This window comes from Streptomyces lincolnensis (assembly GCF_021173675.1).
Lineage (GTDB): Bacteria > Actinomycetota > Actinomycetes > Streptomycetales > Streptomycetaceae > Streptomyces > Streptomyces lincolnensis_B.
On the sequence record NZ_JAIHON010000001.1, the window covers coordinates 202,706 to 225,693 of the forward strand.

The 22,988-nt window shown below is 69.6% G+C and carries 17 protein-coding genes and 1 tRNA gene; 6 read left to right on the top strand and 12 right to left on the bottom strand.

Annotation, left to right across the window (positions count from 1 at the left end; translation table 11 throughout):
- The 5 genes from K4B79_RS00870 to K4B79_RS00890 form a co-directional block, all read right to left on the bottom strand.
- Nucleotides 1-1,053 (bottom strand): iron-siderophore ABC transporter substrate-binding protein, encoded by a 1,053-nt coding sequence (locus tag K4B79_RS00870; RefSeq protein WP_232024194.1) that lies wholly within the window; start codon nucleotides 1,051-1,053, stop codon nucleotides 1-3.
- Nucleotides 1,054-1,234: 181 nt separating this feature from the next.
- The gene (locus K4B79_RS00875; RefSeq protein ID WP_232024195.1) at nucleotides 1,235-2,074 is read right to left on the bottom strand and encodes an ABC transporter ATP-binding protein; all 840 of its coding nucleotides are present in this window, start codon (nucleotides 2,072-2,074) and stop codon (nucleotides 1,235-1,237) included.
- 56 nt (nucleotides 2,075-2,130) lie between these two features.
- Entirely contained in the window at nucleotides 2,131-3,219 is a 1,089-nt protein-coding gene (locus K4B79_RS00880) for a FecCD family ABC transporter permease (protein ID WP_374208411.1), read from the bottom strand.
- A 53-nt stretch (nucleotides 3,220-3,272) separates the two neighbouring features.
- On the bottom strand, nucleotides 3,273-4,331 hold the full coding sequence (locus tag K4B79_RS00885; RefSeq protein WP_232024196.1) for a FecCD family ABC transporter permease: 1,059 nt from the start codon (nucleotides 4,329-4,331) through the stop codon (nucleotides 3,273-3,275).
- A gap of 24 nt (nucleotides 4,332-4,355) precedes the next feature.
- The gene (locus tag K4B79_RS00890) at nucleotides 4,356-5,723 is read right to left on the bottom strand and encodes a lysine N(6)-hydroxylase/L-ornithine N(5)-oxygenase family protein (protein WP_232024197.1); all 1,368 of its coding nucleotides are present in this window, start codon (nucleotides 5,721-5,723) and stop codon (nucleotides 4,356-4,358) included.
- A gap of 263 nt (nucleotides 5,724-5,986) precedes the next feature.
- On the opposite strand from K4B79_RS00890, the gene K4B79_RS00895 reads away from it, so the two are divergent.
- Nucleotides 5,987-6,934, top strand: coding sequence for a methionyl-tRNA formyltransferase (locus K4B79_RS00895; protein WP_232024198.1), 948 nt, complete (start codon nucleotides 5,987-5,989; stop codon nucleotides 6,932-6,934).
- 47 nt (nucleotides 6,935-6,981) lie between these two features.
- Here the strand turns inward: K4B79_RS00895 and K4B79_RS00900 are convergent.
- From K4B79_RS00900 to sucC, 4 genes are all read right to left on the bottom strand, one after another.
- Nucleotides 6,982-7,066 (bottom strand) — tRNA-Leu (locus K4B79_RS00900).
- A 220-nt stretch (nucleotides 7,067-7,286) separates the two neighbouring features.
- Nucleotides 7,287-8,849 (bottom strand): aldehyde dehydrogenase family protein, encoded by a 1,563-nt coding sequence (locus K4B79_RS00905; RefSeq protein ID WP_232024199.1) that lies wholly within the window; start codon nucleotides 8,847-8,849, stop codon nucleotides 7,287-7,289.
- A gap of 51 nt (nucleotides 8,850-8,900) precedes the next feature.
- Nucleotides 8,901-9,800, bottom strand: coding sequence for a succinate--CoA ligase subunit alpha (sucD, locus tag K4B79_RS00910; protein WP_232024200.1), 900 nt, complete (start codon nucleotides 9,798-9,800; stop codon nucleotides 8,901-8,903).
- Between the two features lie 11 nt (nucleotides 9,801-9,811).
- Entirely contained in the window at nucleotides 9,812-10,942 is a 1,131-nt protein-coding gene (gene sucC / locus K4B79_RS00915) for an ADP-forming succinate--CoA ligase subunit beta (RefSeq protein ID WP_232024201.1), read from the bottom strand.
- 144 nt (nucleotides 10,943-11,086) lie between these two features.
- On the opposite strand from sucC, the gene K4B79_RS00920 reads away from it, so the two are divergent.
- From K4B79_RS00920 to K4B79_RS00940, 5 genes are all read left to right on the top strand, one after another.
- Nucleotides 11,087-12,769 (top strand): thiamine pyrophosphate-binding protein, encoded by a 1,683-nt coding sequence (locus K4B79_RS00920; RefSeq protein WP_232024202.1) that lies wholly within the window; start codon nucleotides 11,087-11,089, stop codon nucleotides 12,767-12,769.
- A gap of 9 nt (nucleotides 12,770-12,778) precedes the next feature.
- The gene (gene frc / locus K4B79_RS00925; RefSeq protein ID WP_232024203.1) at nucleotides 12,779-14,020 is read left to right on the top strand and encodes a formyl-CoA transferase; all 1,242 of its coding nucleotides are present in this window, start codon (nucleotides 12,779-12,781) and stop codon (nucleotides 14,018-14,020) included.
- A gap of 4 nt (nucleotides 14,021-14,024) precedes the next feature.
- A complete protein-coding gene (locus K4B79_RS00930) occupies nucleotides 14,025-16,169 on the top strand; it encodes an acetate--CoA ligase family protein (RefSeq protein ID WP_232024204.1) in 2,145 nt (714 codons plus the stop codon).
- A gap of 122 nt (nucleotides 16,170-16,291) precedes the next feature.
- Nucleotides 16,292-17,680 carry an OFA family MFS transporter gene (locus tag K4B79_RS00935; protein WP_232024205.1) on the top strand — a complete coding sequence of 463 codons (1,389 nt, stop codon included), beginning with the start codon at nucleotides 16,292-16,294 and terminating at the stop codon, nucleotides 17,678-17,680.
- 1 nt (nucleotide 17,681) lies between these two features.
- The gene (locus K4B79_RS00940; protein WP_232024206.1) at nucleotides 17,682-19,085 is read left to right on the top strand and encodes an OFA family MFS transporter; all 1,404 of its coding nucleotides are present in this window, start codon (nucleotides 17,682-17,684) and stop codon (nucleotides 19,083-19,085) included.
- Nucleotides 19,086-19,178: 93 nt separating this feature from the next.
- Here K4B79_RS00940 and K4B79_RS00945 read toward each other — a convergent pair whose 3' ends face one another.
- The 3 genes from K4B79_RS00945 to eboE form a co-directional block, all read right to left on the bottom strand.
- Nucleotides 19,179-20,225, bottom strand: a complete 1,047-nt coding sequence (locus K4B79_RS00945; RefSeq protein WP_232024207.1) for a sugar phosphate isomerase/epimerase family protein — start codon at nucleotides 20,223-20,225, stop codon at nucleotides 19,179-19,181.
- An 88-nt stretch (nucleotides 20,226-20,313) separates the two neighbouring features.
- Entirely contained in the window at nucleotides 20,314-21,711 is a 1,398-nt protein-coding gene (locus K4B79_RS00950) for a nucleotide pyrophosphatase/phosphodiesterase family protein (RefSeq protein WP_232024208.1), read from the bottom strand.
- Complete coding sequence (gene eboE / locus K4B79_RS00955) at nucleotides 21,708-22,988, bottom strand: metabolite traffic protein EboE (protein WP_232024209.1); 1,281 nt, start codon at nucleotides 22,986-22,988, stop codon at nucleotides 21,708-21,710. Before eboE ends, K4B79_RS00950 begins: the two co-directional genes overlap by 4 nt.

A 22,988-nucleotide genomic window follows, 5' to 3' on the forward strand; every position in this document is an offset into this window, starting at 1 on the left:
CTACTCGGCCGACTTGACGAGTTCGTCGATCGCGTACGGCATGGAGAGCAGGGTGCCCTGGGAGATGGCGGCGCCGACCGCCGGGCCCTCGCTGTCCAGCAGGTACGAGACCTTGCCGTTCTTGACGGCGTCCAGGTTGGAGAACAGCTTGAACTTCTTCAGCGCCGCGGTGTCCGCCTTGTCGTTGATGACGAAGATGCGGTCGACGTCGACCAGGTCGACGCGCTCGGGCGAGAGCTGCGTGTAGAAGTTGCCGTCCGCGATCTTGTCGATCTCGGTCTGGTACTTGAAGCCGATGCCGGTCACCAGTCGTCCGCGCACGTCGGTGGAGGTGAACGGGGCCACCGAGTCCTTGTACCAGGACAGCACGACGGCGGTCTGGCCGGCGAACGCCGGGTGGGCCTTCTTGGCCGCGTCCAGCTGCCCCTGGATGTCGTCCACCATCTTCTCGCCCTCCTCGGCCTTGCCGAGCGCCTTGGCGATGTGGAGGGCGTTGTCCTGCCAGGGCGCGCTGAACGGCTCCTTCTCGGCCTTGGTACGGCCCACCGTCGGCGCGATCCTGGACAGCTTGTCGTAGGCGGCCTGGTCGATCTCGGAGTACACCGCGATGATCAGGTCCGGCCGCAGGGCGGCGATCTTCTCGTAGTTGGGGCCGGAGTCACCGTTCTTCATGATGACCTCGGGCTTGGTGTCGCCCCACTTGTCCTTCACCCAGGGCCACTGCGTGTTGATGTCCGGGCTCTGGCCCGCCGGGTTCGGGTACTGGTCGACCATGCCGACCGGCTTGATGCCGAACGCCAGGATGGTCTGGTCGTCCGTGTAGCCGACGGAGACGACCCGCTTGGGCGCCTTCTCGACCTTGGTGGATCCGAACGCGTGCTCCACGGTGACCGGGAAGGCGCCGGCCGCCGCGGCGGCCGTGGTGTCGTCACTCGACTCGCTGCCCGAGTCGGAACCGCATCCGGCGAGGAGGCCCACGCCGAGGGTCGCGGCGGCCGCCATCCCCGCCAGCCGCCGCCAGGGCTTCACGAGCGTCGTTCTATGGAGGAACATCCGCAATCCCTTGCTTTCGCACTGTCCGCTGCGCCTCTTTCTAAGGGCAGGCAAACCTTATCCACAGAAATCAGGTTAGCCTAGCCTAAGTGATGAAATACCTTGGTCCATCCGGGACTTGACCGGTGATCGGGCGCCGGGTCCCGCTCGGCGGAGCAGGTCCTGTCCGGCGGAGCAGGTCCTAGGGGACCTGGACGTGGGTGCGGCCGATCGGCACGATGAGCGGGCGGTCGCCCACCGGGTCGTCGATCACCTTGGCGCGCAGCCCGAACGCCTCGTGCAGCAGGTCGGCGGTGATGACGTCACGCGGATGCCCCTGGGCCAGGATCGCCCCGTCCCGCATCACGACCAGGTTGTCGCTGTAGCGCGTGGCCAGATTCAGATCGTGCAGCACCATCACCACGGTGCAGCCCGACTCGTGCAGGTCGTCCACCAGGTCGAGCACGTCGATCGCGTGGGCCAGGTCCAGATAGGTGGTCGGCTCGTCCAGCAGCAGCAGATCGGTGCCCTGGGCCAGGGTCATCGAGATCCACACGCGCTGGCGCTGACCGCCGGAGAGCGAGTCGACCGGACGGTCCGCCAGATCGGAGACCCCCGTCATGGCCAACGCCCGCTCCACCACGGCGGCGTCGTCCGACGACCACTGCCGCAGCCAGCTCTGGTGCGGATGACGGCCCCTGGCGACCAGGTCGGACACCGTGAGCCCCTCCGGCGCGACCGGCGCCTGCGGCAGCAGGCCGAGCTTCTTCGCCACGTCCCTGGTCCTGAGCCTGCCGATGTCGTCGCCGTCCAGTACGACCGTACCCCTGGCCGGCTTCAGCAGCCGCGACAGCGTCCGCAACAGGGTCGACTTCCCACAGCCGTTGGGGCCGATGATCGTGGTGATCACCCCGGGCGGGATCGCCACGTCCAGGTCGTCGATGACGGTCCGGGCGCCGTACCCGACCGTGACGCTCCTGGCCGCCAGCCGTGAGACGGCATCGACCCCGGACTCGATCTCGGTGATGGACTGACCGGCCACCGGGCCCCCTCGTGTTTAGCCTTGCCTAAGTTTCGCATCATCCAACCGAGGTTCGTCTACTTGAGGTTCGCCCGCACCAGCAGATAGACGAGGAAGGGCCCGCCGATCGCGGCGGTGACCACGCCGACCGGGAGGGAGACCGGCAGCGCCGCGCGTGCGAGCAGGTCCGAACCGACCAGCAGCAGCGCCCCCACCAGGCCGGAGGCCGCCAGGGGCGGTGTCGGGAACCTCGCCAGACGCATCGCCACCTGCGGCGCCACCAGCGCGACGAACGGGATCGGACCGGCCGCGCCCACCGCCACGGCGGCCAGCAGGACCGCGCACAGCAGCAGCACCGCCCGCACCCTCGCGTACCGCACGCCCAGGCCCGCGGCGACCTCGTCGCCGAGGTGCATCGGCTTGAACTGGAACGCGGCACCCGCCACGACGACCAGGAGGACGAGCGTGCACCACACGGCCAGCCGGATCCCGTCCCACGAGCGGTCGTCCAGCGAACCGATCAGCCACCGCTGGGCCCGGGCCACGTCCCTGATGTCCGCCTTGACCAGCAGCCAGTTCGTGATCGCCTCCATCACGGCGCTCACCGAGATGCCGATCAGGATGAGCCGGAACCCGTCGACCCCGCGCCGCCACGCCAGGAAGTACACCAGCAGCCCGGTGCCGAGACCGCCCGCGAGCGCCGCCGCCGAGAGGCCCACGGAACTGGTGATCGCCGCCGCGGCCCCGCCGGACACCGTCACCAGGAACACCGCGACCGCGCTCGCACCCCAGGTGATCCCCAGAATGTCCGGGCTGGCCAGCGGGTTGCGGGCGATGGACTGCGTGATCGCCCCGGACACCCCGAGCGCGATCCCCACGAGAATCCCGGCCAGGGCCCGCGGCATCCGCAGATCCATGATGACGAACTCGTCGACCTGCTCACCCCGGCCGAAGATCGTCGCGATCACCTGGGGCAGGCCGATGGGGAAGTCCCCGACCCCGATGGACACGCAGAACACCAGGAAGGTCGCCGCCGCCAGCAGGAGCGTGACGCCGACGAGCCAGGGCCGCCACACGAACGACACGCGGCCGAGCCGCACACCGGGCGCCAACGACGGCTTCTCATCCGTCCCGCCCGGCTCCACGCCTGTCCCGTCCGCCTTCACGCCCGTCCCGTCCGCCTTCACACCCGTTCCGTTCGGCTCCACGCCCGTCCCGTTCACGCGTTCTTGAACTTTCCGCGCCACACCAGACCCGCGAAGAACGGGGCCCCGAGCAGAGCGACGACGACACCCGCGTCCAACTCGCCCGGCCGTACCACCAGGCGGCCCACGATGTCGCAGACCAGCAGGACGATGGCGCCGAGCAGACCGGCGTACGGCACCAGCCAGCGGTAGTCGGGACCGGTCAGATAGCGCGCCACATGGGCCACCATGAGCCCGAGGAACGCGATGGGTCCGCACGCCGCCGTCGCCGCGCCCGCGAGCAGGGTGATGGCGGCGATGCCGATGGTCCGGCTCAGCGCGATGTTCACTCCCAGTCCCCGCGCCACGTCATCGCCCAGGTTGAGCAGGTTGATGGTGGGCAGCGTGGTCAGGGCCGCCACCAGCCCGACGGCGACGAACGCGGTCACCGGCCAGATGACGTCGAATCCGATCCCGGCCACGGAGCCGGCGTTCCAGAACCGCAGCGCGTTCAGCGACGCCTGGTCCGACAGCGCGACCGCGGTGGTCATCGCCGCGAGGAACACCGTGATCCCCTGCCCGGCCAGCGCGAGCGTCAAGGGGTTGCCGGCGCCCCGGCCGATGCTCGCCAGCCCGAACACGACGACACCGGAGACCGCCGCTCCCAGGAAGGCGAACCAGACGTACTGGAACGGGTTGGAGAACCCGAACACGGCGATCACCGTCACCACGGCGAACGAGGCGCCGGCGTTCACCCCGAGCAGCCCGGTGTCCGCGATCGGGTTGCGCGTGTACCCCTGGATCAGCGCCCCGGCGACGCCCAGGGCGATGCCCGCCACGATCGCGAGCACCGTCCTGGGCACCCGTACGGTCTCCACGATGAGCCTGATCTCGGTGAGGCGCCGGTCGGCCTCCGGCGCCGCGAACAGACCGTGCCACACCTCGGCGGGACTCAACGCGCGCGCGCCGACGGCCAGGGACACCGCCCCCGCGATCACCAGGATCACGACCAGCGTGCCCAGACCCACACCCCGCCGCCGGCGGGCCCCTGTCGTCCCCCCGGGGGCGGGGCGCTGCAGTGTAGTCGTGCCCATGGCGAGGTACGTTATCCCTTTTGATCAGCGGGCCGTGCTGCCGATCTCGTCGGGGACCGGCCGTGCCTCGTCGGAGGCGGGCTTGCGGTCCCGGTCGAGGATCGAGTCGAGGATCTCACCGACCCTGATCGCGGTGTTGGACAGCAGGGACGAGGTGATGCCGTGGGTGTGCTCGGTGCCGCCCTGGAGGTAGATGCCGCAGCGCAGTTCGGGCTCCGTCGCGACACGGTAGTCGCGTTCGACGCGTACGCGGCCCTCGTCGTCGCGGCGGCAGCGGTCCGCGACCTCGCCGAGGAGCCCGAGCGGATCGGCGGGGCTGTAGCCGGTGGCGAACACCACGACATCGGCGTCCAGGGGGCTCTCCTCGCCGGTGATCAGGGACTTCACGGTGGCGCGCACCTTGTCCGGCCGCTCCTCGACGCCGGTGAGCCGGGACACGTTGAGGAAGCGCAGCCGCTCGGTGCCGAGGACCTTCTCCTGGTACATCTGCCGGTAGAGGTCGTCGATCAGGTCGATGTCCACCACGGAGTAGTTGGTGTTGCCGTGGTAGTCCATCAGCCGGCGTTTGACGTCGTCGGGCGCGGCGAAGTACTCGTCGACCGCCGAGGGGTCGAAGATCCGGTTGGCGAAGCTGCTGTCGTCGGCGGGGCTGTAGCCGTAGCGCGAGAAGACGGCGCAGACCTCGGCGCGGGGGAAGCGCCGGTGCAGGTAGGCGACGTTCTCGGCCGCGCTCTGCCCCGCGCCCACGACGACGAACCGGGAGGGCGGGTTCCCCTCCGACCCCGCCTCCAACTCGTCGACCTTCGCGAGCAGTTCGGAGTTGTGCCAGATGCGCTCGCCGCGCTCCACCCCGTCCGGCATGAGGGGGCGCAGCCCCGTGCCGATCACGAGGTTGCGGGCCCGGTGGACCACCAGCCCCTCCCCCGAGCGGACGGTCAACTCCAGGTGTTCCACGATGCCTTCGCGGACGACGGGCGTGACCCCGACGACCTCGTGGCCGTAGGAGACCATGTCGTCGACCTGGGCCGCGGCCCACTCGAAGTAGTCGTGGAACTCCACCCGCAGCGGGAAGAGCGTCTTGTGGTTCAGGAAGTCGATCAGCCGTCCCTTGCTCTTCAGGTAGCACAGGAAGCTGAACTCGCTGGTGGGGTCCCGGAGGGTGACCAGGTCCTTGAGGAAGGAGACCTGCATGGTGGCGTCGTCGATGAGCATGCCGCGGTGCCAGCCGAAGCGCGGCTGCTGCTCGAAGAAGTGAGCGGTGACCGCCTCCTGCCCGCCGACGCGTGCGTTGTGCTCGCGGAGCGCGATCGCCATGGCCACGTTGGACGGCCCGAAGCCGATGCCGATGACGTCGTGGACCGGTGATGCGCCACCCGGTAGAACCTGTGCCATGTGACTCCCATCGTGCAGGTGCAACCGCCATGTGAGGCGGCCGTTGTCAAGCATCGGGAAGCTCGAGAAATGGGCACGCCGAAGAAGAAGCGGCCCAAAACTTAGGTAAGGCTAAGCTGAACCTGTGAAAGTGTCGATAGGGCAAACCGGGCACCCTCGGCCACGCCACCCGGCCAACAGCCGCCCCAGCAGGGCCCATTGCACCCTTAGGTAAGCCTTGCTTTACTTTCTTCGGTCTGCCCCCCTGCCTGAGGAGGAACCCGATGCGGGTCGCCATGTTCGGTTATCAGACCTGGGGGCACCGCACCCTCCAAGCCCTTCTGCACTCCGAGCACGAAGTGGTGCTGGTGGTGACGCACCCCAAGAGCGAGCACGCGTACGAGAAGATCTGGAGCGACTCCGTCGCCGACCTCGCCGAGGAGCACGGCGTCCCGGTACTGATCCGCAACCGCCCCGACGACGAAGAGCTGTTCGCGCGCCTCAAGGAGGCCGACCCGGACATCATCGTGGCCAACAACTGGCGGACCTGGATCCCCCCGCGCATCTTCGACCTGCCGCGGCACGGCACGCTGAACGTGCACGACTCGCTGCTGCCGAAGTACGCCGGCTTCTCCCCGCTGATCTGGGCCCTGATCAACGGGGAGTCGGAAGTGGGCGTCACCGCGCACATGATGAACGACGAGCTCGACGCCGGCGACATCGTGCGACAGGAGGCGGTGCCGGTCGGCCCGAGGGACACCACCACCGACCTCTTCCACAAGACCGTCGACCTCATCGCCCCGGTCACCATCGGCGCGCTCGACCTCATCGCCTCCGGACAGACCGAGTTCACCCAGCAGGACCGGTCCCGGGCGAGCTTCTTCCACAAGCGCGCCACGGAGGACATCCGCATCGACTGGACCTGGCCGGCGGAGGACCTCGACCGCCTGGTCCGCGCCCAGTCCGAGCCGTACCCGAGCGCCTTCACCTTCCACAAGGGCAGGCGCCTGGAGGTGCTGGCAGCGGTGGTCTCCCAGGGCCGCTACGGCGGCACACCCGGCCGCATCTTCTACCGAGAGGGCGACGGCGTGGTGATCGTCGCCGGCGCCGACGCCCGCACCGGCCGCAACCACGGTCTGGCCATCACCCGGGTACGGACCGAGGACGGCCGCGAGATGCCGGCGACCGAATACTTCACGTCCATGGGCGGCTATCTGACCAACCAGCCGTGAAGCACGAAGGGTGCCGACCAATGGCCGGCACCCTTGTGCGCTGTAAGTGTCCGAGGGGGGACTTGAACCCCCACGCCCCATAAAGGGCACTAGCACCTCAAGCTAGCGCGTCTGCCATTCCGCCACCCGGACCAGGTGTCTGCCGCCTTGCCAGGAGTGTTCCCGGCGGCGACATGGACAACAATACCAAGCTTTCGGAGTGCCTTTCACCTGCGTTTCCGTCGGGCGGACCCCCTTCCCGGACCGGCCGTGGGGGTGACGTCGGTGCTTCACCCGGAGCGATCGGACGGTTACGTCCGGGCGGGTCCGGACCGACCGGCACCCCGGGAAAGGAGTGCCGGTCGGCCGGGGGTCACGGCATGAGGTGGTAGTCCGGGAAGTTCCCGGGCAGCCGCTCCCCCGCCGGGCCGCGGGTCGCCGCGCGCACCAGCAGTTCGCCGCCGACGAAGGCGCCCCGCCAGGACGCGCCGAACCCGCCGAACAACTCGTCGCGGTCGCCCCGCGAGCGGGGCTTGCCGTGGCCGACCTTGAAGGCGCGGATCTGCGGGGCCAGCCGGTCGAAGGTGGCCCGGTCGTCCGTGGACAGGGTGGCGACCAGCGCGCCGTTGGACGCGTTCATCGCGGCCAGCAGCTCCGCCTCCGTGTCGACCAGGACGATGGTGTCGACCGGGCCGAACGGTTCCGCGTGGTGCAGCGGCGAGGACGGCGGCGGGCCCAGGAGGGTGACCGGGAGGACGTACGCCGAGGTGTCCTGGCCGGGCAGGAACCTCGCGTCGGCCGGGTCGCCGCGGTGCAGCGGGACGGCGCCGCGCTCGACGGCCTCGGCGACCTGGTCGCGCAGTTCCTTGGCCTTGGCCGCGTTGATCACCGGCCCGAAGTCCAGCGCGGGGAAGGGATCGCCGGGCCGCTGCACGGCGAGCGGGTGCCCGACCCTGAGCGTGCGCACCGCCGGGAGGTAGGCCGCCAGGAACTCGTCGAACAGATGACGCTGGACGACGAAGCGCGGGTACGCAGTGCAGCGCTGCTTGCCGTAGTCGAAGAGCTTGGGGATCACCGCGGTGAGCGCGTCCCAGTCGGTGTAGTTCCAGATGCCCCAGGTGTTGAGTCCCTCCTGTTCCAGTACATGTCGTTTGCCGAGGTCGGCGACAGCCGTGGCCACCGCGGCGCCGGTGTCGCGGCCGCCGACGAAGGAGACGCAGCCGATCTCCGGCGCCCGCACCAGCGCCTCGGACAGCTCGCCGCCGCTGCCGCTGACGAGGGTGACGGGGATTCCCTCGCGGGCGGCGAGTGCGCAGGCCAGGGTCAGACAGGCGACACCGCCGTCGGTCGGGGTCTTGGCGATGACCGCGTTGCCTGCCAGTGCCTGTACCAACACTGCGTGAACGAGCACACTCATCGGGTAGTTCCAACTCGCGATGTTGGACACCGGGCCGTCGAGCGGGACGCGGCCCGCGATCATGGGTTCGATGCCGTCGACGTACCAGCGCACTCCGTCGATGGCGCGGTCGACGTCCGCCTGGGCGAGCCGCCAGGGCTTGCCGATCTCCCAGACGAGCAGGAGGGCGAGCAGTTCGCGGTGCTGGGTGAGGGCGTCGAGGGTGGCCGCGACGCGGGCGCGGCGCTCGTCGAGAGGGACGTGCCGCCAGGCGCGGTGCTGGTCGAGGGAGGCGCGTACCGCCTGGTGGGCGGTGCCGGCGTCCAGGCGCGGCGGGCCCGCGATCGGGCTGCCGTCGACGGGGCTGGTGGCGGGCAGGACCCGGCCGTCCGCCCGCCAGGCCGAGCCCCACAGGTTCAGGACGCGGTCGTCGCGGAATGCCTCGGGGGCGACGGCGAGGCAGCGCTGCCAGGCGTCGGTCCAGGAGGTGCCGCGTTTGAGGGTGAGGGTGGTGGTGTCGGGGGTGAGGGTGGTTGCCATCGGGTTGCTCCGCTCTCGGTGCACAGTCGGGGGCGGGGTGCGTGGCTCACGTCATCCGGGGGTGGCCGTCCGCTGTTCCTCAAGACGGTCGAGGACGAGTTTCGCCGTCTCGGTCGGCGTGCTTCCCACGCGCACTCCGGCCGCTTCCAGCGCCTCCTTCTTCGCCCGCGCGGTGCCGGACGAGCCGGACACGATCGCGCCCGCGTGGCCCATCGTCTTGCCCTCGGGCGCGGTGAAGCCCGCGATGTAGCCGACGACCGGCTTGGTGACGTGCTCCGAGATGTAGGCGGCCGCGCGTTCCTCCGCGTCGCCGCCGATCTCCCCGATGAGGACGACGAGTTCGGTGTCGGGGTCGTCCTGGAAGGCGGCCAGGCAGTCGATGTGGCTGGTGCCGACGACCGGGTCGCCGCCGATCCCGACGCAGGTCGAGAAGCCGATGTCCCGGAGTTCGTACATGAGCTGGTAGGTGAGGGTGCCCGACTTGGACACCAGCCCGATGCGGCCGGGCTTGGTGATGTCGGCGGGGATGATGCCCGCGTTGGACTGGCCCGGGGTGATCAGTCCGGGGCAGTTGGGGCCGACGATGCGGGTGCCTTTGGCCTGCGCGTACGTGGTGAAGGCGACGGAGTCGTGGACGGGGATGCCCTCGGTGATGACGACGGCGAGGCCGATGCCGGCGTCGGCGGCCTCCATGACGGCGGCCCTGGCGAAGGCGGGCGGCACGAAGACGACGGTGACGTCGGCGCCGGTCGTCTCGATGCCCTCGGCCACGGATCCGAGGACGGGGACGGCCCGGTCGTCGAAGTCGACCGTCTGCCCGGCCTTGCGCGGGTTGACGCCGCCGACGACGTTCGTGCCGGCCGCGAGCATGCGCCGGGTGTGCTTCATGCCCTCGCCGCCGGTCATGCCCTGGACGAGGACCTTGCTCTCCTTGGTGAGATAGATCGCCATGTCCCGTCTCCTCAGGCTGTGGTGGCGAGTTGGGCGGCACGGCGGGCGGCGCCGTCCATGGTGGTGACCTGCTGGACCAGCGGGTGGGCGTGCTCGTCGAGGATGGCCCGGCCGCGCGCGGCGTTGTTGCCGTCGAGGCGGACGACGAGCGGCTTGGTCAACCGGACGGTGTCCAGGGCCCGCACGATGCCGTCGGCGACCGCGTCGCAGGCGGTGATCCCGCCGAAGACGTTGACGAAGACGGATTTCACGGCCGGGTCGGAGAGGATGACGGACAGTCCGTCGGCCATGATCTGGGCCGAGGCACCGCCGCCGATGTCGAGGAAGTTGGCGGGGCGGGCCCCGCAGCCGGCGACCACGTCCAGGGTGGACATGACCAGGCCGGCGCCGTTGCCGATGATGCCGACCTCGCCGTCGAGCTTGACGTAGTTGAGGCCCTTCTCGGCGGCCGCCGCCTCCAGCGGGTCGTCGTGGGCCGCGCCCTCCGTCCCCCAGCGGGCCTGTCGGAAACGGGCGTTGTCGTCGAGGGTGACCTTGCCGTCGAGGGCCAGGATCCGGCCCTGTTCGGTGCGGACGAGCGGGTTGACCTCGACCAGGACGGCGTCCTCGCGGACCAGGACCTCCCAGAGCCGGACGAGGACGTCGACGGTCTGCGGCGGCAGGCCGGCGGCCGCGGCGATCTCGGCGGCCTTCGCCGAGGTGACGCCCACGGCCGGGTCGATGTGGACGCGGGCGACGGCTTCCGGTCGAGCGGCGGCGACCTCCTCGATCTCCATGCCGCCCTCCGCCGAGGCGATGGCCAGGAAGCGCCCGGCCGCGCGGTCGAGGACGTAGGAGACGTAGAACTCGCTCTCGATGTCCACCGGTTGGGCCAGCATCACCTTGCCGACCGTGTGGCCCTTGATGTCCATGCCGAGGATCTGACGGGCCGTGATCTCGGCGGCGGCCGGGTCGGCGGCGAGCTTGACCCCGCCCGCCTTGCCCCGCCCGCCGGTCTTCACCTGGGCTTTCACCACGACACGGCCGCCCAGCCCGCGGGCGATCTCGCGGGCCCGCTTGGGCGAGTCGGTGACCTCGGCCCGTGGCACCGGGATGCCGTGTTCCTCGAAGAGTTCCCTTGCCTGGTGTTCGTACAGGTCCATTCCGGCTCCTGACTCAAAAGTGCCGCACGCCCCCTGGACACCACCCACCGGATGCGGGATAACAAGGTTCATACAGTATTCGTCGACTGTATGCAATGTACCTCGAGAGCGTTCCAACCCCCTACGAAGGGACAGGACTTCGCCATGCCCGACGACACCCAGGACGTCATTTCCGGTGGTCATCTCGTTGCCAAGGCGCTCAAGGCAGAGGGGGTCGATCGCATCTACACCCTGTGCGGCGGCCACATCATCGACATCTACGACGGCTGCGTCGACGAGGGCATAGAAGTCGTCGACGTCCGGCACGAGCAGGTGGCCGCGCACGCCGCCGACGGCTACGCACGCATCACCGGCAAGCCGGGCTGCGCGGTGGTCACCGCGGGCCCCGGTACGACCGACGCCGTCACCGGTGTCGCCAACGCCTTCCGCGCGGAGTCCCCGATGCTCCTCATCGGCGGCCAGGGCGCCCTCACCCAGCACAAGATGGGCTCCCTCCAGGACCTGCCGCACGTCGACATGATGACCCCGATCACCAAGTTCGCGGCGGCCGTGCCGGACACGGCGCGGGCGGCGGACATGGTGTCGATGGCGTTCCGCGAGTGCTACCACGGAGCGCCCGGCCCCTCCTTCCTGGAGATCCCGCGTGACGTGCTCGACGCCAAGGTCCCGGTGGCCAAGGCGCGCGTGCCCGAGCCCGGTGCCTACCGCGCCTCCACCCGCTCGGCCGGCGACCCCGAGGCGATCGAGAAGCTCGCCGACCTGCTGGTGCACGCCGAGAAACCGGCCATCCTGCTCGGCAGCCAGGTCTGGACGACCCGCGGCACCGAGTCGGCCATCGAGCTCGTACGGACCCTCAACATCCCGGCCTACATGAACGGCGCGGGCCGCGGCACCCTGCCGCCCGGCGACCCCCACCACTTCCAGCTGTCGCGCCGGTACGCCTTCTCCAACGCCGATGTCATCGTCATCGTCGGCACGCCCTTCGACTTCCGCATGGGCTACGGCAAGCGGCTCTCCCCGGACGCGACCGTCGTGCAGATCGACCTCGACTACCGGACCGTCGGCAAGAACCGCGACATCGACCTCGGGATCGTCGGCGACGCCGGCCTGGTGCTCAAGTCGGTGACCGAGGCGGCCTCCGGGCGCCTCAACGGCGGGGCGTCCAAGCGCAAGGAGTGGCTCGACGAACTGCGCGCGGCCGAGCAGACCGCCATCGAGAAGCGGCTGCCGAGCCTGAGGTCGGACGCCTCACCCATCCACCCCTACCGCCTGGTCAGCGAGATCAACGACTTCCTCACCGAGGACTCCATCTACATCGGCGACGGCGGCGACATCGTCACCTTCTCCGGTCAGGTCGTGCAGCCCAAGTCGCCCGGTCACTGGATGGACCCGGGGCCGCTCGGCACCCTCGGCGTCGGCGTCCCCTTCGTCCTCGCGGCCAAGCAGGCACGGCCCGACAAAGAGGTGGTGGCCCTCTTCGGCGACGGCGCCTTCTCCCTCACCGGCTGGGACTTCGAGACCCTCGTCCGCTACGACCTCCCCTTCGTCGGCATCGTCGGCAACAACTCCTCCATGAACCAGATCCGGTACGGCCAGAAGGCCAAGTACGGCGAGGAGCGCGAGCGCGTCGGCAACACCCTCGGCGACGTCCACTACGACAAGTTCGCCCAGATGCTGGGCGGTTACGGCGAGGAGGTGCGCGACCCCGCCGACATCGGCCCCGCGCTCCGCCGCGCCCGTGAGTCCGGCAAGCCGTCGCTGATCAACGTCTGGGTCGACCCGGACGCCTACGCCCCCGGAACCATGAACCAGACCATGTACAAGTGAGGTGCCCCGATGACCGCTTCGTCCACCAAGGCACTCCAAGGCATCCGCGTCCTGGACATGACCCACGTGCAGTCCGGGCCCTCCGCGACCCAGCTGCTGGCCTGGCTCGGCGCCGACGTCGTCAAGCTGGAGGCGCCGACCGGTGACATCACGCGCAAGCAGCTGCGCGATCTCCCGGACGTCGACTCGCTCTACTTCACGATGCTCAACTGCAACAAGCGGAGCATCACCCTCAACACCAAGACCGAGCGCGGCAAGGAGATCCTCACCGAGCTGATCCGGCGCTCCGACGTCATGGTCGAGAACTTCGGACCCGGCGCGGTCGACCGCATGGGCTTCACCTGGGACCGCATCCAGGAGATCAATCCGCGAATCGTCTATGCCTCCATCAAGGGGTTCGGCGACGGCCCCTACACCAACTTCAAGGCGTACGAGGTCGTCGCGCAGGCCATGGGCGGGTCGATGTCGACCACCGGTTTCGAGGACGGGCCGCCGCTGGCGACGGGGGCCCAGATCGGGGACTCGGGCACGGGTGTCCACGCCGTGGCCGGCATCCTCGCGGCGCTGTACCAGCGCGAGCAGACCGGGCGCGGTCAGCGGGTCAACGTGGCCATGCAGCACGCTGTGCTCAACCTCTGCCGGGTGAAGCTGCGCGACCAGCAGCGTCTGGCCCATGGCCCGCTCCGTGAATATCCCAACGAGGACTTCGGCACGGAGGTTCCCCGGTCCGGGAACGCCTCCGGCGGCGGGCAGCCGGGCTGGGCGGTCAAGTGCGCGCCGGGCGGCCCGAACGACTACGTGTACGTGATCGTGCAGCCGGTCGGCTGGAAGCCGATGAGCGAGCTGATCGGGCGGCCCGAGCTGGCCGAGGACCCCGAGTGGGCGACACCGGAGGCCCGACTGCCCAAGCTCAACAAGATGTTCCAGCTGATCGAGGAGTGGTCCTCGACCCTTCCCAAGTGGGAGGTGCTGGAGCGGCTCAACGCCCACAACATCCCGTGCGGGCCGATCCTGTCCACCCGGGAGATCATCGAGGACGACTCCCTGGTCGCCAACGAGATGGTCGTCACCGTCCCGCACCCCGAACGCGGCGAGTTCACCACCGTGGGCAGCCCGCTCAAGCTCTCCGACTCCCCCGTCGAGGTGACCAGTTCACCGCTGCTCGGCGAGCACAACGAAGAGGTGTACATCGGCGAGCTCGGCCTCGGCGACGAGGAACTGCGCCTGCTCAAGTCGAACGGAGTGATCTGACGTGATGGCCGAGGACCGGCACCTGAGGGTGCGCACGCTTCTCGACTCCGTGCGGGCCGAGGGACGGGCGGCGCTGACCGCACCCGAGGGCAAGGTGATCGCCGACGCGTACGGGATCGCCGTACCGGGTGAGGAGCTGGCGACGGACGTCGAGGAGGCGGTCGCGTACGCGGCGCGCTTCGGCGGGCCCGTCGTGATGAAGATCGTCTCGCCCGACATCCTGCACAAGACCGACGCAGGCGGTGTGATCGTCGGGGTCGAGGGCGCCGCCGACGTACGGGCCGCGTTCCACGAGATCGTCGACAACGCGCGGGCCTACAACGCGCGGGCGCGCATCGCGGGCGTCCAGGTGCAGGAACTGCTGCCCAAGGGGCAGGAGGTCATCGTCGGGGCGGTGACGGACCCGACGTTCGGCAAGGTGGTCGCCTTCGGGCTCGGCGGGGTGCTGGTCGAGGTCCTCAAGGACGTCACCTTCCGGCTCGCGCCCGTCACCGCCGACGAGGCGCTGTCCATGCTGGACTCGATCCGGTCGGCGGAGATCCTGCGCGGGGTGCGGGGCGCCCCGGCCGTGGACCGGTGGGCGATCGCCGAGCAGATCCGCCGGGTGTCCCAACTCGTGGCGGACTTCCCGGAGATCGCGGAGGTCGACCTCAACCCGGTGATCGCCACTCCGGAGGGCGCGGTCGCCGCGGACATCCGCGTGATCCTCTCCGAGGCGCCGGCGAAGGAGCGCCGCCGGTACACGCGCGACGAGATCCTCACCTCCATGCGCCGCCTGATGGAGCCGCGTTCGGTCGCCGTGATCGGCGCCTCCAACGAGCAGGGCAAGATCGGCAACTCGGTGATGCGCAACCTCATCGACGGCGGCTTCGCCGGAGAGATCCATCCGGTGAACCCCAGGGCCGATGACATTCTGGGCCGCAAGGCGTACAAGAGTGTCACCGACGTTCCCGGTGAGGTGGATGTGGCGGTCTTCGCGATCCCCGCCAAGTTCGTGGCCTCGGCCCTGGAGGAGGTGGGACGCAAGAAGATCCCGAACGCCGTGCTGATCCCCTCCGGCTTCGCGGAGACCGGCGAACACGAACTCCAGGACGAGATCGTCGCCATCGCCGAACGGCACGGTGTCCGGCTCCTCGGGCCGAACATCTACGGCTACTACTCGACGTGGCAGGACCTGTGCGCCACGTTCTGCACGCCGTACGACGTCAAGGGCGGCGTCGCGCTGACCTCGCAGTCCGGTGGCATCGGGATGGCCATCCTCGGCTTCGCGCGGACCACGAAGACGGGCGTGTCGGCGATCGTCGGCCTGGGCAACAAGTCCGACCTCGACGAGGACGACCTGCTGACCTGGTTCGGCGAGGACCCGCACACCGAGTGCATCGCGATGCATCTGGAGGACCTCAAGGACGGGCGCGCGTTCGTCGAGGCCGCGCGGGCGACCGTACCGAAGAAGCCGGTCGTCGTCCTCAAGGCGGGCCGTACGGCGGCGGGTGCGAAGGCCGCCGGCTCGCACACCGGCGCGCTGGCGGGCGACGACGCCGTGTACGACGACATCCTGAGGCAGGCCGGTGTCATCCGGGCGCCCGGTCTGAATGAAATGCTGGAGTACGCGCGCGCGTTGCCGGTGCTTCCCGCCCCCCAGGGCGACAACGTCGTGATCATCACGGGTGCCGGCGGCAGCGGTGTGCTGCTCTCGGACGCGGTCACGGACAACGGACTGTCCCTCATGGAGATCCCGCCGGATCTCGACGAGGCCTTCCGGAAGTTCATCCCGCCCTTCGGGGCCGCGGGCAACCCCGTGGACATCACCGGGGGCGAGCCGCCGTCGACGTACGAGGCGACGATCCGGCTCGGTCTGGAGGACCCGCGCATCCACGCGCTCGTCCTCGGCTACTGGCACACCATCGTCACTCCCCCCATGGTCTTCGCCGAGCTCACCGCGCGCGTGGTGGCCGAGTTCCGCGAGCGGGGCATCGAGAAGCCGGTGGTGGCCTCCCTCGCGGGTGACGTCGAGGTCGAGGAGGCCTGCCAGTACCTCTACGAGCGCGGTGTCGTGGCGTACCCGTACACGACGGAGAAGCCGGTGGCCGTGCTCGGCGCGAAGTACAGGTGGGCGCGGGCGGCGGGGCTGTTGGGGGGCGGTTCATGAGGTGAGGGAGACAGGGTCCGGCCGACGGTGCGCGTCGGCCGGGCCCCGGGACCCGTGCGCACACGAAAGGCATTGGACAGGGGGCGCTGGCCAGCACTTTCGACGCAAGGGGTGCGACACACATGACAACGACCGATCTGCCAACCTCGGTCTCCTACCGCGAGGTCACGGACGCCAACGGACGTGTCTACCGCCTCGGTGAGACCGACATCGACATCATGGGCCGCAAACGCAAGTGGATGGTCATCCTGCCGTGGGTCGGCATGATGGGCATCAGCTCGGCGGAGTACGCGTTCGCGTCCGCCGAGGACACTCTGCACACGGCGCACCACTGGAGCAGCGGGCACATCTTCTGGATGCTGGGCGTCTGGGTCTTCTTCCAGGCGGCGGTGGCCTTCCCCGCCGGCAAACTCCGCGAGAGCGGCAGGCTTCCCGCCCGCTGGGCGATGATGTGCGGCGCCGTCGGCACACTTCTGGGATATCTCTCCCTCGCCTTCGCACCGCACGTGATCGTCGCCTACATAGGCTTCGGCATGTTCAGCGGTATGGGCGCGGGCATGGTCTACGCGACCTGCGTGAACATGGTCGCCAAGTGGTATCCGGAGCGCAAGGGCGGCAAGACGGGCTTCGTGAACGGCGGCTTCGCCTACGGCTCCGTGCCGTTCGTCTTCATCTTCACCGGCTACATGGACCTCACCAACTTCCGCTGGGTGCTGGTCTCCGTCGGTCTGTTCCTGGCCGCGGTGGTGGCCGTGTCGGGCTACTTCTTCAAGGACCCGCCGAAGAACTGGTGGCCCGCCGACGTCGACCCGCTGAAGAAGCCCGACGACGCACGTGCCCGGCGCGCGCTGGAGAAGAACCCTCCGGCCGTGCACCAGTACACCCCCAAGGAGGCGTGGCAGACCGGTCGTGTGGCGCTCATGTGGTTCTGTCTGCTGTGCACCTCGGGCGTGAACATCTTCGGTATCGCCTTCCAGGTGCCCTTCGGTGACGAGGCCGGCTTCGCGGGCGGCATCGTGGCGACGGCCATGTCCCTGAAGGCGATCGTGAACGGCACGGGCCGAGGGGTCATCGGCTGGCTCTCCGACCGTTACGGCCGCAAGCAGTGCCTGATCTTCGTCTGCATCGTCCTCGGACTGTCGCAGTACGGCATCCTGTTCGCCGGCAACATCGGCAACCTGCCGCTGTTCCTGCTGTTCTCCTCGATCTCCGGCTTCGGCGGCGGCGCCATCTTCCCCATGTTCGCCGCGATGACCGCCGACTACTTCGGCGAGAACAACAACGCCTCCAACTACGGCCTCGTGTACTCGTCGAAGCTGGTCTCCGGCCTGCTCGGCTCCGGTATGGGCGCCGTCGTGGTGGGCGCCTGGGACTACGCCGGCGCGTTCATCCTGGCGGGCTCGATCTCCCTCTTCGCGGGCTTCATGGCCACGTTCCTGCACCCCCCGGGCCGCCCCAAGGCAAAGCGCATCGCTCCCAACCCGCAACCCCTCGGCGAGGAGATGGCGTGACATGACGGCTGACCCCGTCGCACAGAACGACCCGGCACGACCCGGCGCCGCGAACCGTCCCTACCGTGAAGTGACCGACGCGCACGGCCGCGTCTACCGTGTCGGCGAGACCGACCGGGACATCCTCGGTCACTCCCGCAAGCTCATGGTGTATCTGCCGTGGATCGCCATGATGGCCATCAGCGTCTTCGAATACGCGTACGGCTCGGCGGAGGACACCCTGTCCCACGCCCACGGCTGGACGCAGAGCAACACCTTCTGGATCCTCAGCGTGTGGGTCTTCTTCCAGGCCGGCATCGCCTTCCCGGCGGGCTGGCTGCGGGAGAAGGGCATCCTGACGGCCCGCAAGGCGATGTACATCGGCTCCGTCATGTGCTTCCTCGGGTTCATCGCCCTGTCGCACATGAGCAACGTCTGGCTCGCCATCCTCGGGTTCGGCGTGGTCGGCGGCCTCGGGGCCGGCCTGGTCTACGCGACCTGCATCAACATGGTCGGCAAGTGGTTCCCCGAGCGGCGGGGCGCCAGGACCGGCTTCGTCAACGGCGGGTTCGCGTACGGGTCGTTGCCGTTCATCTTCATCTTCAACTACGGCTTCGACACCGCGAACTACCACCGTGTGCTGGATCTCATCGGCTGCTACATCGTGATCGTGGTCTTCGGCTGCGCGTTCTTCTTCAAGGATCCGCCGAAGAACTGGTGGCCCGCCGACGTGGACCCGTCGACGTTCTCCGGCAGCGGCAAGAACGCCACGAGTCTCGCCAAGAACCCTCCCGCGGTACGGCAGTACACGCCCAAGGAGGCCATCAGGACGGGCATGCTGCCGCTGATGTGGATCTCGGTCGTGCTGACCGCCGGGGTGTCCATCTTCGGGATCTCCTTCCAGGTCGACTTCGCCAAGGAGGTGGGCTTCGGCCCGCTGGTGGCGGCCTCTTCGATGGGCGTCATGGCGGTGATCAACGGCATCGGCCGTGGCGTGGTGGGCTGGCTCTCCGACAAGTGGGGCCGCAAGTCCACCCTGGTGTTCGTCATCGTCGTCCTGGGACTCGCCCAGTTCGGCGTGATCTGGGCCGGTGACGTCAAGAGCGAGTGGCTGTTCCTGTTCTTCGCCTTCCTCTCCGGCTTCGGCGGGGGCGCGTTCTACCCGCTGTTCGCGGCGCTCACCCCGGACTACTTCGGGGAGAACTACAACGCCACCAACTACGGGCTGGTGTACAGCGGCAAGCTGATCAGCGGTCTGTTCGGCGGTGGTCTGGGCTCCATGGTGGTCGCGGCCTGGGGCTACAACGGCGCGTACGCGCTGGCCGGCGGTGTGTCGATGGTGGCGGCGGCGATCGCGCTGCTGCTGCGGCAACCAGGGCGGACAGCCGGGGTCACCACGGCCCCGGAACCTCAAGCCGCCGGCTGAAGGACGCGTACGTGGGAAGGCCCTCCCCAGAGGCGGGGAGGGCCTTCCCGTCTGTCTGTCAACCTGCCTGCCTTCTACCTGCCTGCCTTGCCGTCAGCACTTCTCCCGCAGCGAGTGCAGATGGGCGCTGGAGCGGCGGGCGAAGGTGAAGGACTCGGTCGGGTTGTCGTGCTCGGCCTGCCAGTGGTGGGCCAGGCGGTGGCCGCGCAGCCGGGTCACGGCGGAGATGAACCGCTGGTAGTCGATGTCGCCGTCGCCGACATCGGTCATGCGGTAGCCGTAGGTGTTCGACGGGTCGCTCTCCCCGTCCTTGACGTGGAAGAGCGGGTAGCGGTTCGGCTGCCTGAGGACGTAGTCCAGGGGCTCGAAGGGCGCGGGCGTGCCGTCGGGCCGCTTGGAGAAGCGGAACTGGCCCGAGTACGCCCAGAAGATGTCCATCTCCAGGAACACCAGGTCGGGGTCGGTCTCCTTGAGCAGCACGTCGTAGAGGCGGACCTTGGGGTTGTCGGTGGCGAAGGAGAACTCCTCGGAGTGGTTGTGCTGGTAGAACTTCATGCCGCGCGCCTTGGCCGCCGCACCGTAGGTGTTGAACTCCTCGGCCGCCCGCTTCCACGCGTCGACGGTGGAGCCGTAGCGGAACGGGCCGGACGCGGTGCCGATGTGCTTGAGGCCGAGGGCCTGGGCGTCGTCGAGGACCTTGGTGAGGTTCTGGGCGAAGGTGTAGGCGTTCGGGTCATTGGAGTAGTAGCCGACATGGCTGCCGATCGGGTTCAGGCCGTGGTTGCGCGCCAGCCGCTTGAGCTGGGCGAGGGTGATCGGGCCGGCCGAGCCCTGGGTGTATCCGGCGAACTCGACCTCGTCGTAGCCGTACTTCTCCAGCTCGGCGAAGACGGGGCCGAAGCCGAGGGTGGAGACCTTGTCGCGCAGGCTGTAGAGCTGGATGCCGAGCCGCCCGGGCGGCAGGACGGGACGGCCCCGGCCGCCGGCGGCGGTCGCGGTGGTGGCGCCGGAGGTGGCGGCCGTCGCGGGGGCCGCCGCGCCGAGCAGGGCGGCGGCGGTGGCACCGGCGGCCACGCCCAGCATGCCGCGTCTGGTAAGGCGGTGGGTGAGTTCGGGGTCGGGCTGGGAGATGCGGCTCATTGCTGGAACTCCTCGGTGTGGGAGGGCGTTGTCAGTGGTGAGTGCTTCACTGGGGACCAGTCGGACAGGACCGGCCCGGTGGTACCGGTCAGGTGAGACCGGCCAGTTGGAGCAGGAGTGCTTTCACATCGGTGGCCGCGACGCGGTCTCCGACAGCGCGGGGGGTGGAGCAGATGAGGAGCGGACCGTCGTCGTCGCTCGCCGGGAGGCGGCCGTGGCTGCCGCGAATAGGTGAGGGGTCCAGGGGCACGACCGCCATGCGGTAGCGCATCCCGAGTTTCTTGCGTGCCAGGGCCTTGGCCGCCTTGACCTTCACATAGGGGTCAAGGGGGTCCATGAAGAGTTCGACCGGGTCGTAGCCGGGTTTGCGGTGGATCTCGACCAGGCGCGCGAAGTCGGGCGCGCGGTCGTCGTCGAGCCAGTAGTAGTACGTGAACCAGGCGTCCGGTTCCGCGACGGCGACGAGTTCGCCCGCGCGCGGATGGTCCAGGTGGTGGGCCTTCTTGCCTTCGTCGTCGAGGAGCTGCTCAATGCCGGGCAGTCCGTCCAGGGCGGCTCGGGTGGCATCCAGGTCCTCCGGCCGGCGGACGTACACATGGGCGATCTGGTGGTCGGCGACGGCGAAGGCGCGCGAGGCCATCGGGTCGAGGTACTCCATGCCGTCCTGCGTGTGCACCTCCAGCAGACCGGCGCGGCGCAGGGCGCGGTTGATGTCGACGGGCCGGTCCACACGGGTGATGCCGTACTCGGACAGCGCGACGACGGTACGGCCCTCGGCGCGCGCGTCGTCCAGCAGCGGGGCCAGGGCGGTGTCCAGGTCGGCGGCCGCCTTCAGGGAGCGCGGGTCGTCGGGGCCGAAGCGCTGCAGGTCGTAGTCGAGATGCGGGAGATAACAGAGCGTCAGATCGGGATGGCGGGTGCGGATGATGTGCCGGGTCGCGTCGATGATCCAGCGGCTGGAGACCAGGTCGGCGCCGGGTCCCCAGAAGTGGAAGAGGGGGAAGGTGCCGAGCTTCTCGGTGAGTTCGTCGTGCAGGGCCGGGGGCCGGGTGTAGCAGTCGGGTTCCTTGCGGCCGTCGGAGTAGTAGACCGGACGGGGGGTGACGGTGAAGTCGGTGTCGGCGCCCATGGCGTACCACCAGCAGATGTTGGCGACCGTGTAGCCGGGGTGCGCGCGGCGGGCGGCGTCCCAGAGTTTGTCGCCGGCGACCAGCCCGTTGTGCTGACGCCACAGGAGTACGTCGCCGAGTTCGCGGAAGTACCAGCCGTTGCCGACGATGCCGTGCTCCGACGGGTGGGTGCCGGTGAGGAAGGTGGACTGGGCGGCGCAGGTGACGGCGGGCAGGACGGTGCCGAGCGGCGCCCGGGAGCCCGACTGGGCGAGGGACTTGAGGTGGGGCATGTGGTGCAGGAGACGGGGGGTGAGGCCGACGACGTCGAGGACGAGGAGGGGTGTCGGCTCCGGAGCGGTCCGTTCGGTGCTCATGGCAGCTCCTTCAGGCCGAGATCGGTCAACAGGTCGCGGGCCAGGGCCAGTTCGGCGGCGATGCCGTCGGCGAGCTGGGACCGGCCACGGGGCCGCAGCTCGGGCGGGAGGGCCTGCCAGGTGTAGGTCTCGACCTCCAGATGGCGGGTGAGCGGGTGCGGGCCGCCTACGAGCCGGGTGAGGGCGGCCTTGAGGACGGGGAGCGTGGAGGTGAGGGGCGCGGCGGGGGCCGCGTGCAGCGGGACGTGGAAGTGCGCGCGCCAGGGGGCCGCTTCGGGGAGCGTGTCGCCCCGGAGGGCTTCGCCTAGGTCGTCGGTGCCGCGCAGCCCGGCGGCCGTGGCCGTGCGGGTCTGGTGCAGGAAGCGGGGTTCGTCGAAGGCGGCCAGGGCCGCACGGACCTCGGGGAGATGGGGGTGTTCGGCGTGCAGGGCGGCCGAGAGCTGGGACTTGACGACGGGAATCCCGGCTCCGGTGAGCTCGTCCAAGGCGGTGTGCGGGTCTTCGAAGGAGGTGGCGAGGTGGCAGGTGTCGACGCAGATGCCGATCCGGTCGTGGGCGATCGCGGTCAGGGGTGCGATGGCGTCGCGGGTGGTTTCGACGACACAGCCGGGTTCCGGTTCCAGGCCGACACGGATGGAGCGGCCGGTCAGTTCGGCGAGCGCGTCGAGGCGTTCGGCGAGGGTGCGGAGGGCCTTGCGGGCGGTGTCCACGCGGTCTGCGGGGAGGGGTCCTGTGGGCCCGGGGGTGGTGGTCGGCGAGTCGGGGGTCGCCGGATCTGTGGTCGCGCGGACGGAGGTGGTGGGGTCCGCGGTGGTGGGGCTCGGGTGCGGCGGCAGGTCGGTGCGCCAGGCGAGGGGAAGGGTGGAGACGCTGCCCTCGGTGACGTCGTCGGGGAGGAGTCCGGCCAGGACCCTGGCCAGGGCGGTGGTGTGGTCGAGGCGCTCGGGGTCGGACCAGTCCGGCCGGTAGACGCGGTACTTGACCTCCTCGGCACCGAAGCCCTGATAGGGGAAGCCGTTGAGGGTGACGACCTCCAGGCCGCGTCGGTCGAGTTCGCCGCGCAGGGCGCGCAGCGCGGACGGATCGGTGACGAGGGCGTGCGCGGCGTCCTTGGCGAGCCACAGGCCGATGCCGAGGCGGTCGCGGCCGAGACGGCGGCGGACGGGCTCGCAGTGGTCGCGGAGTTGGGCGAGGACGCCGTCCAGGGTCTCGGCCGGGTGGACGTTGGTGCAGTAGGCGAGGTGGACGGTGGTGCCGTCGGGGTGGCGGAAACGCAT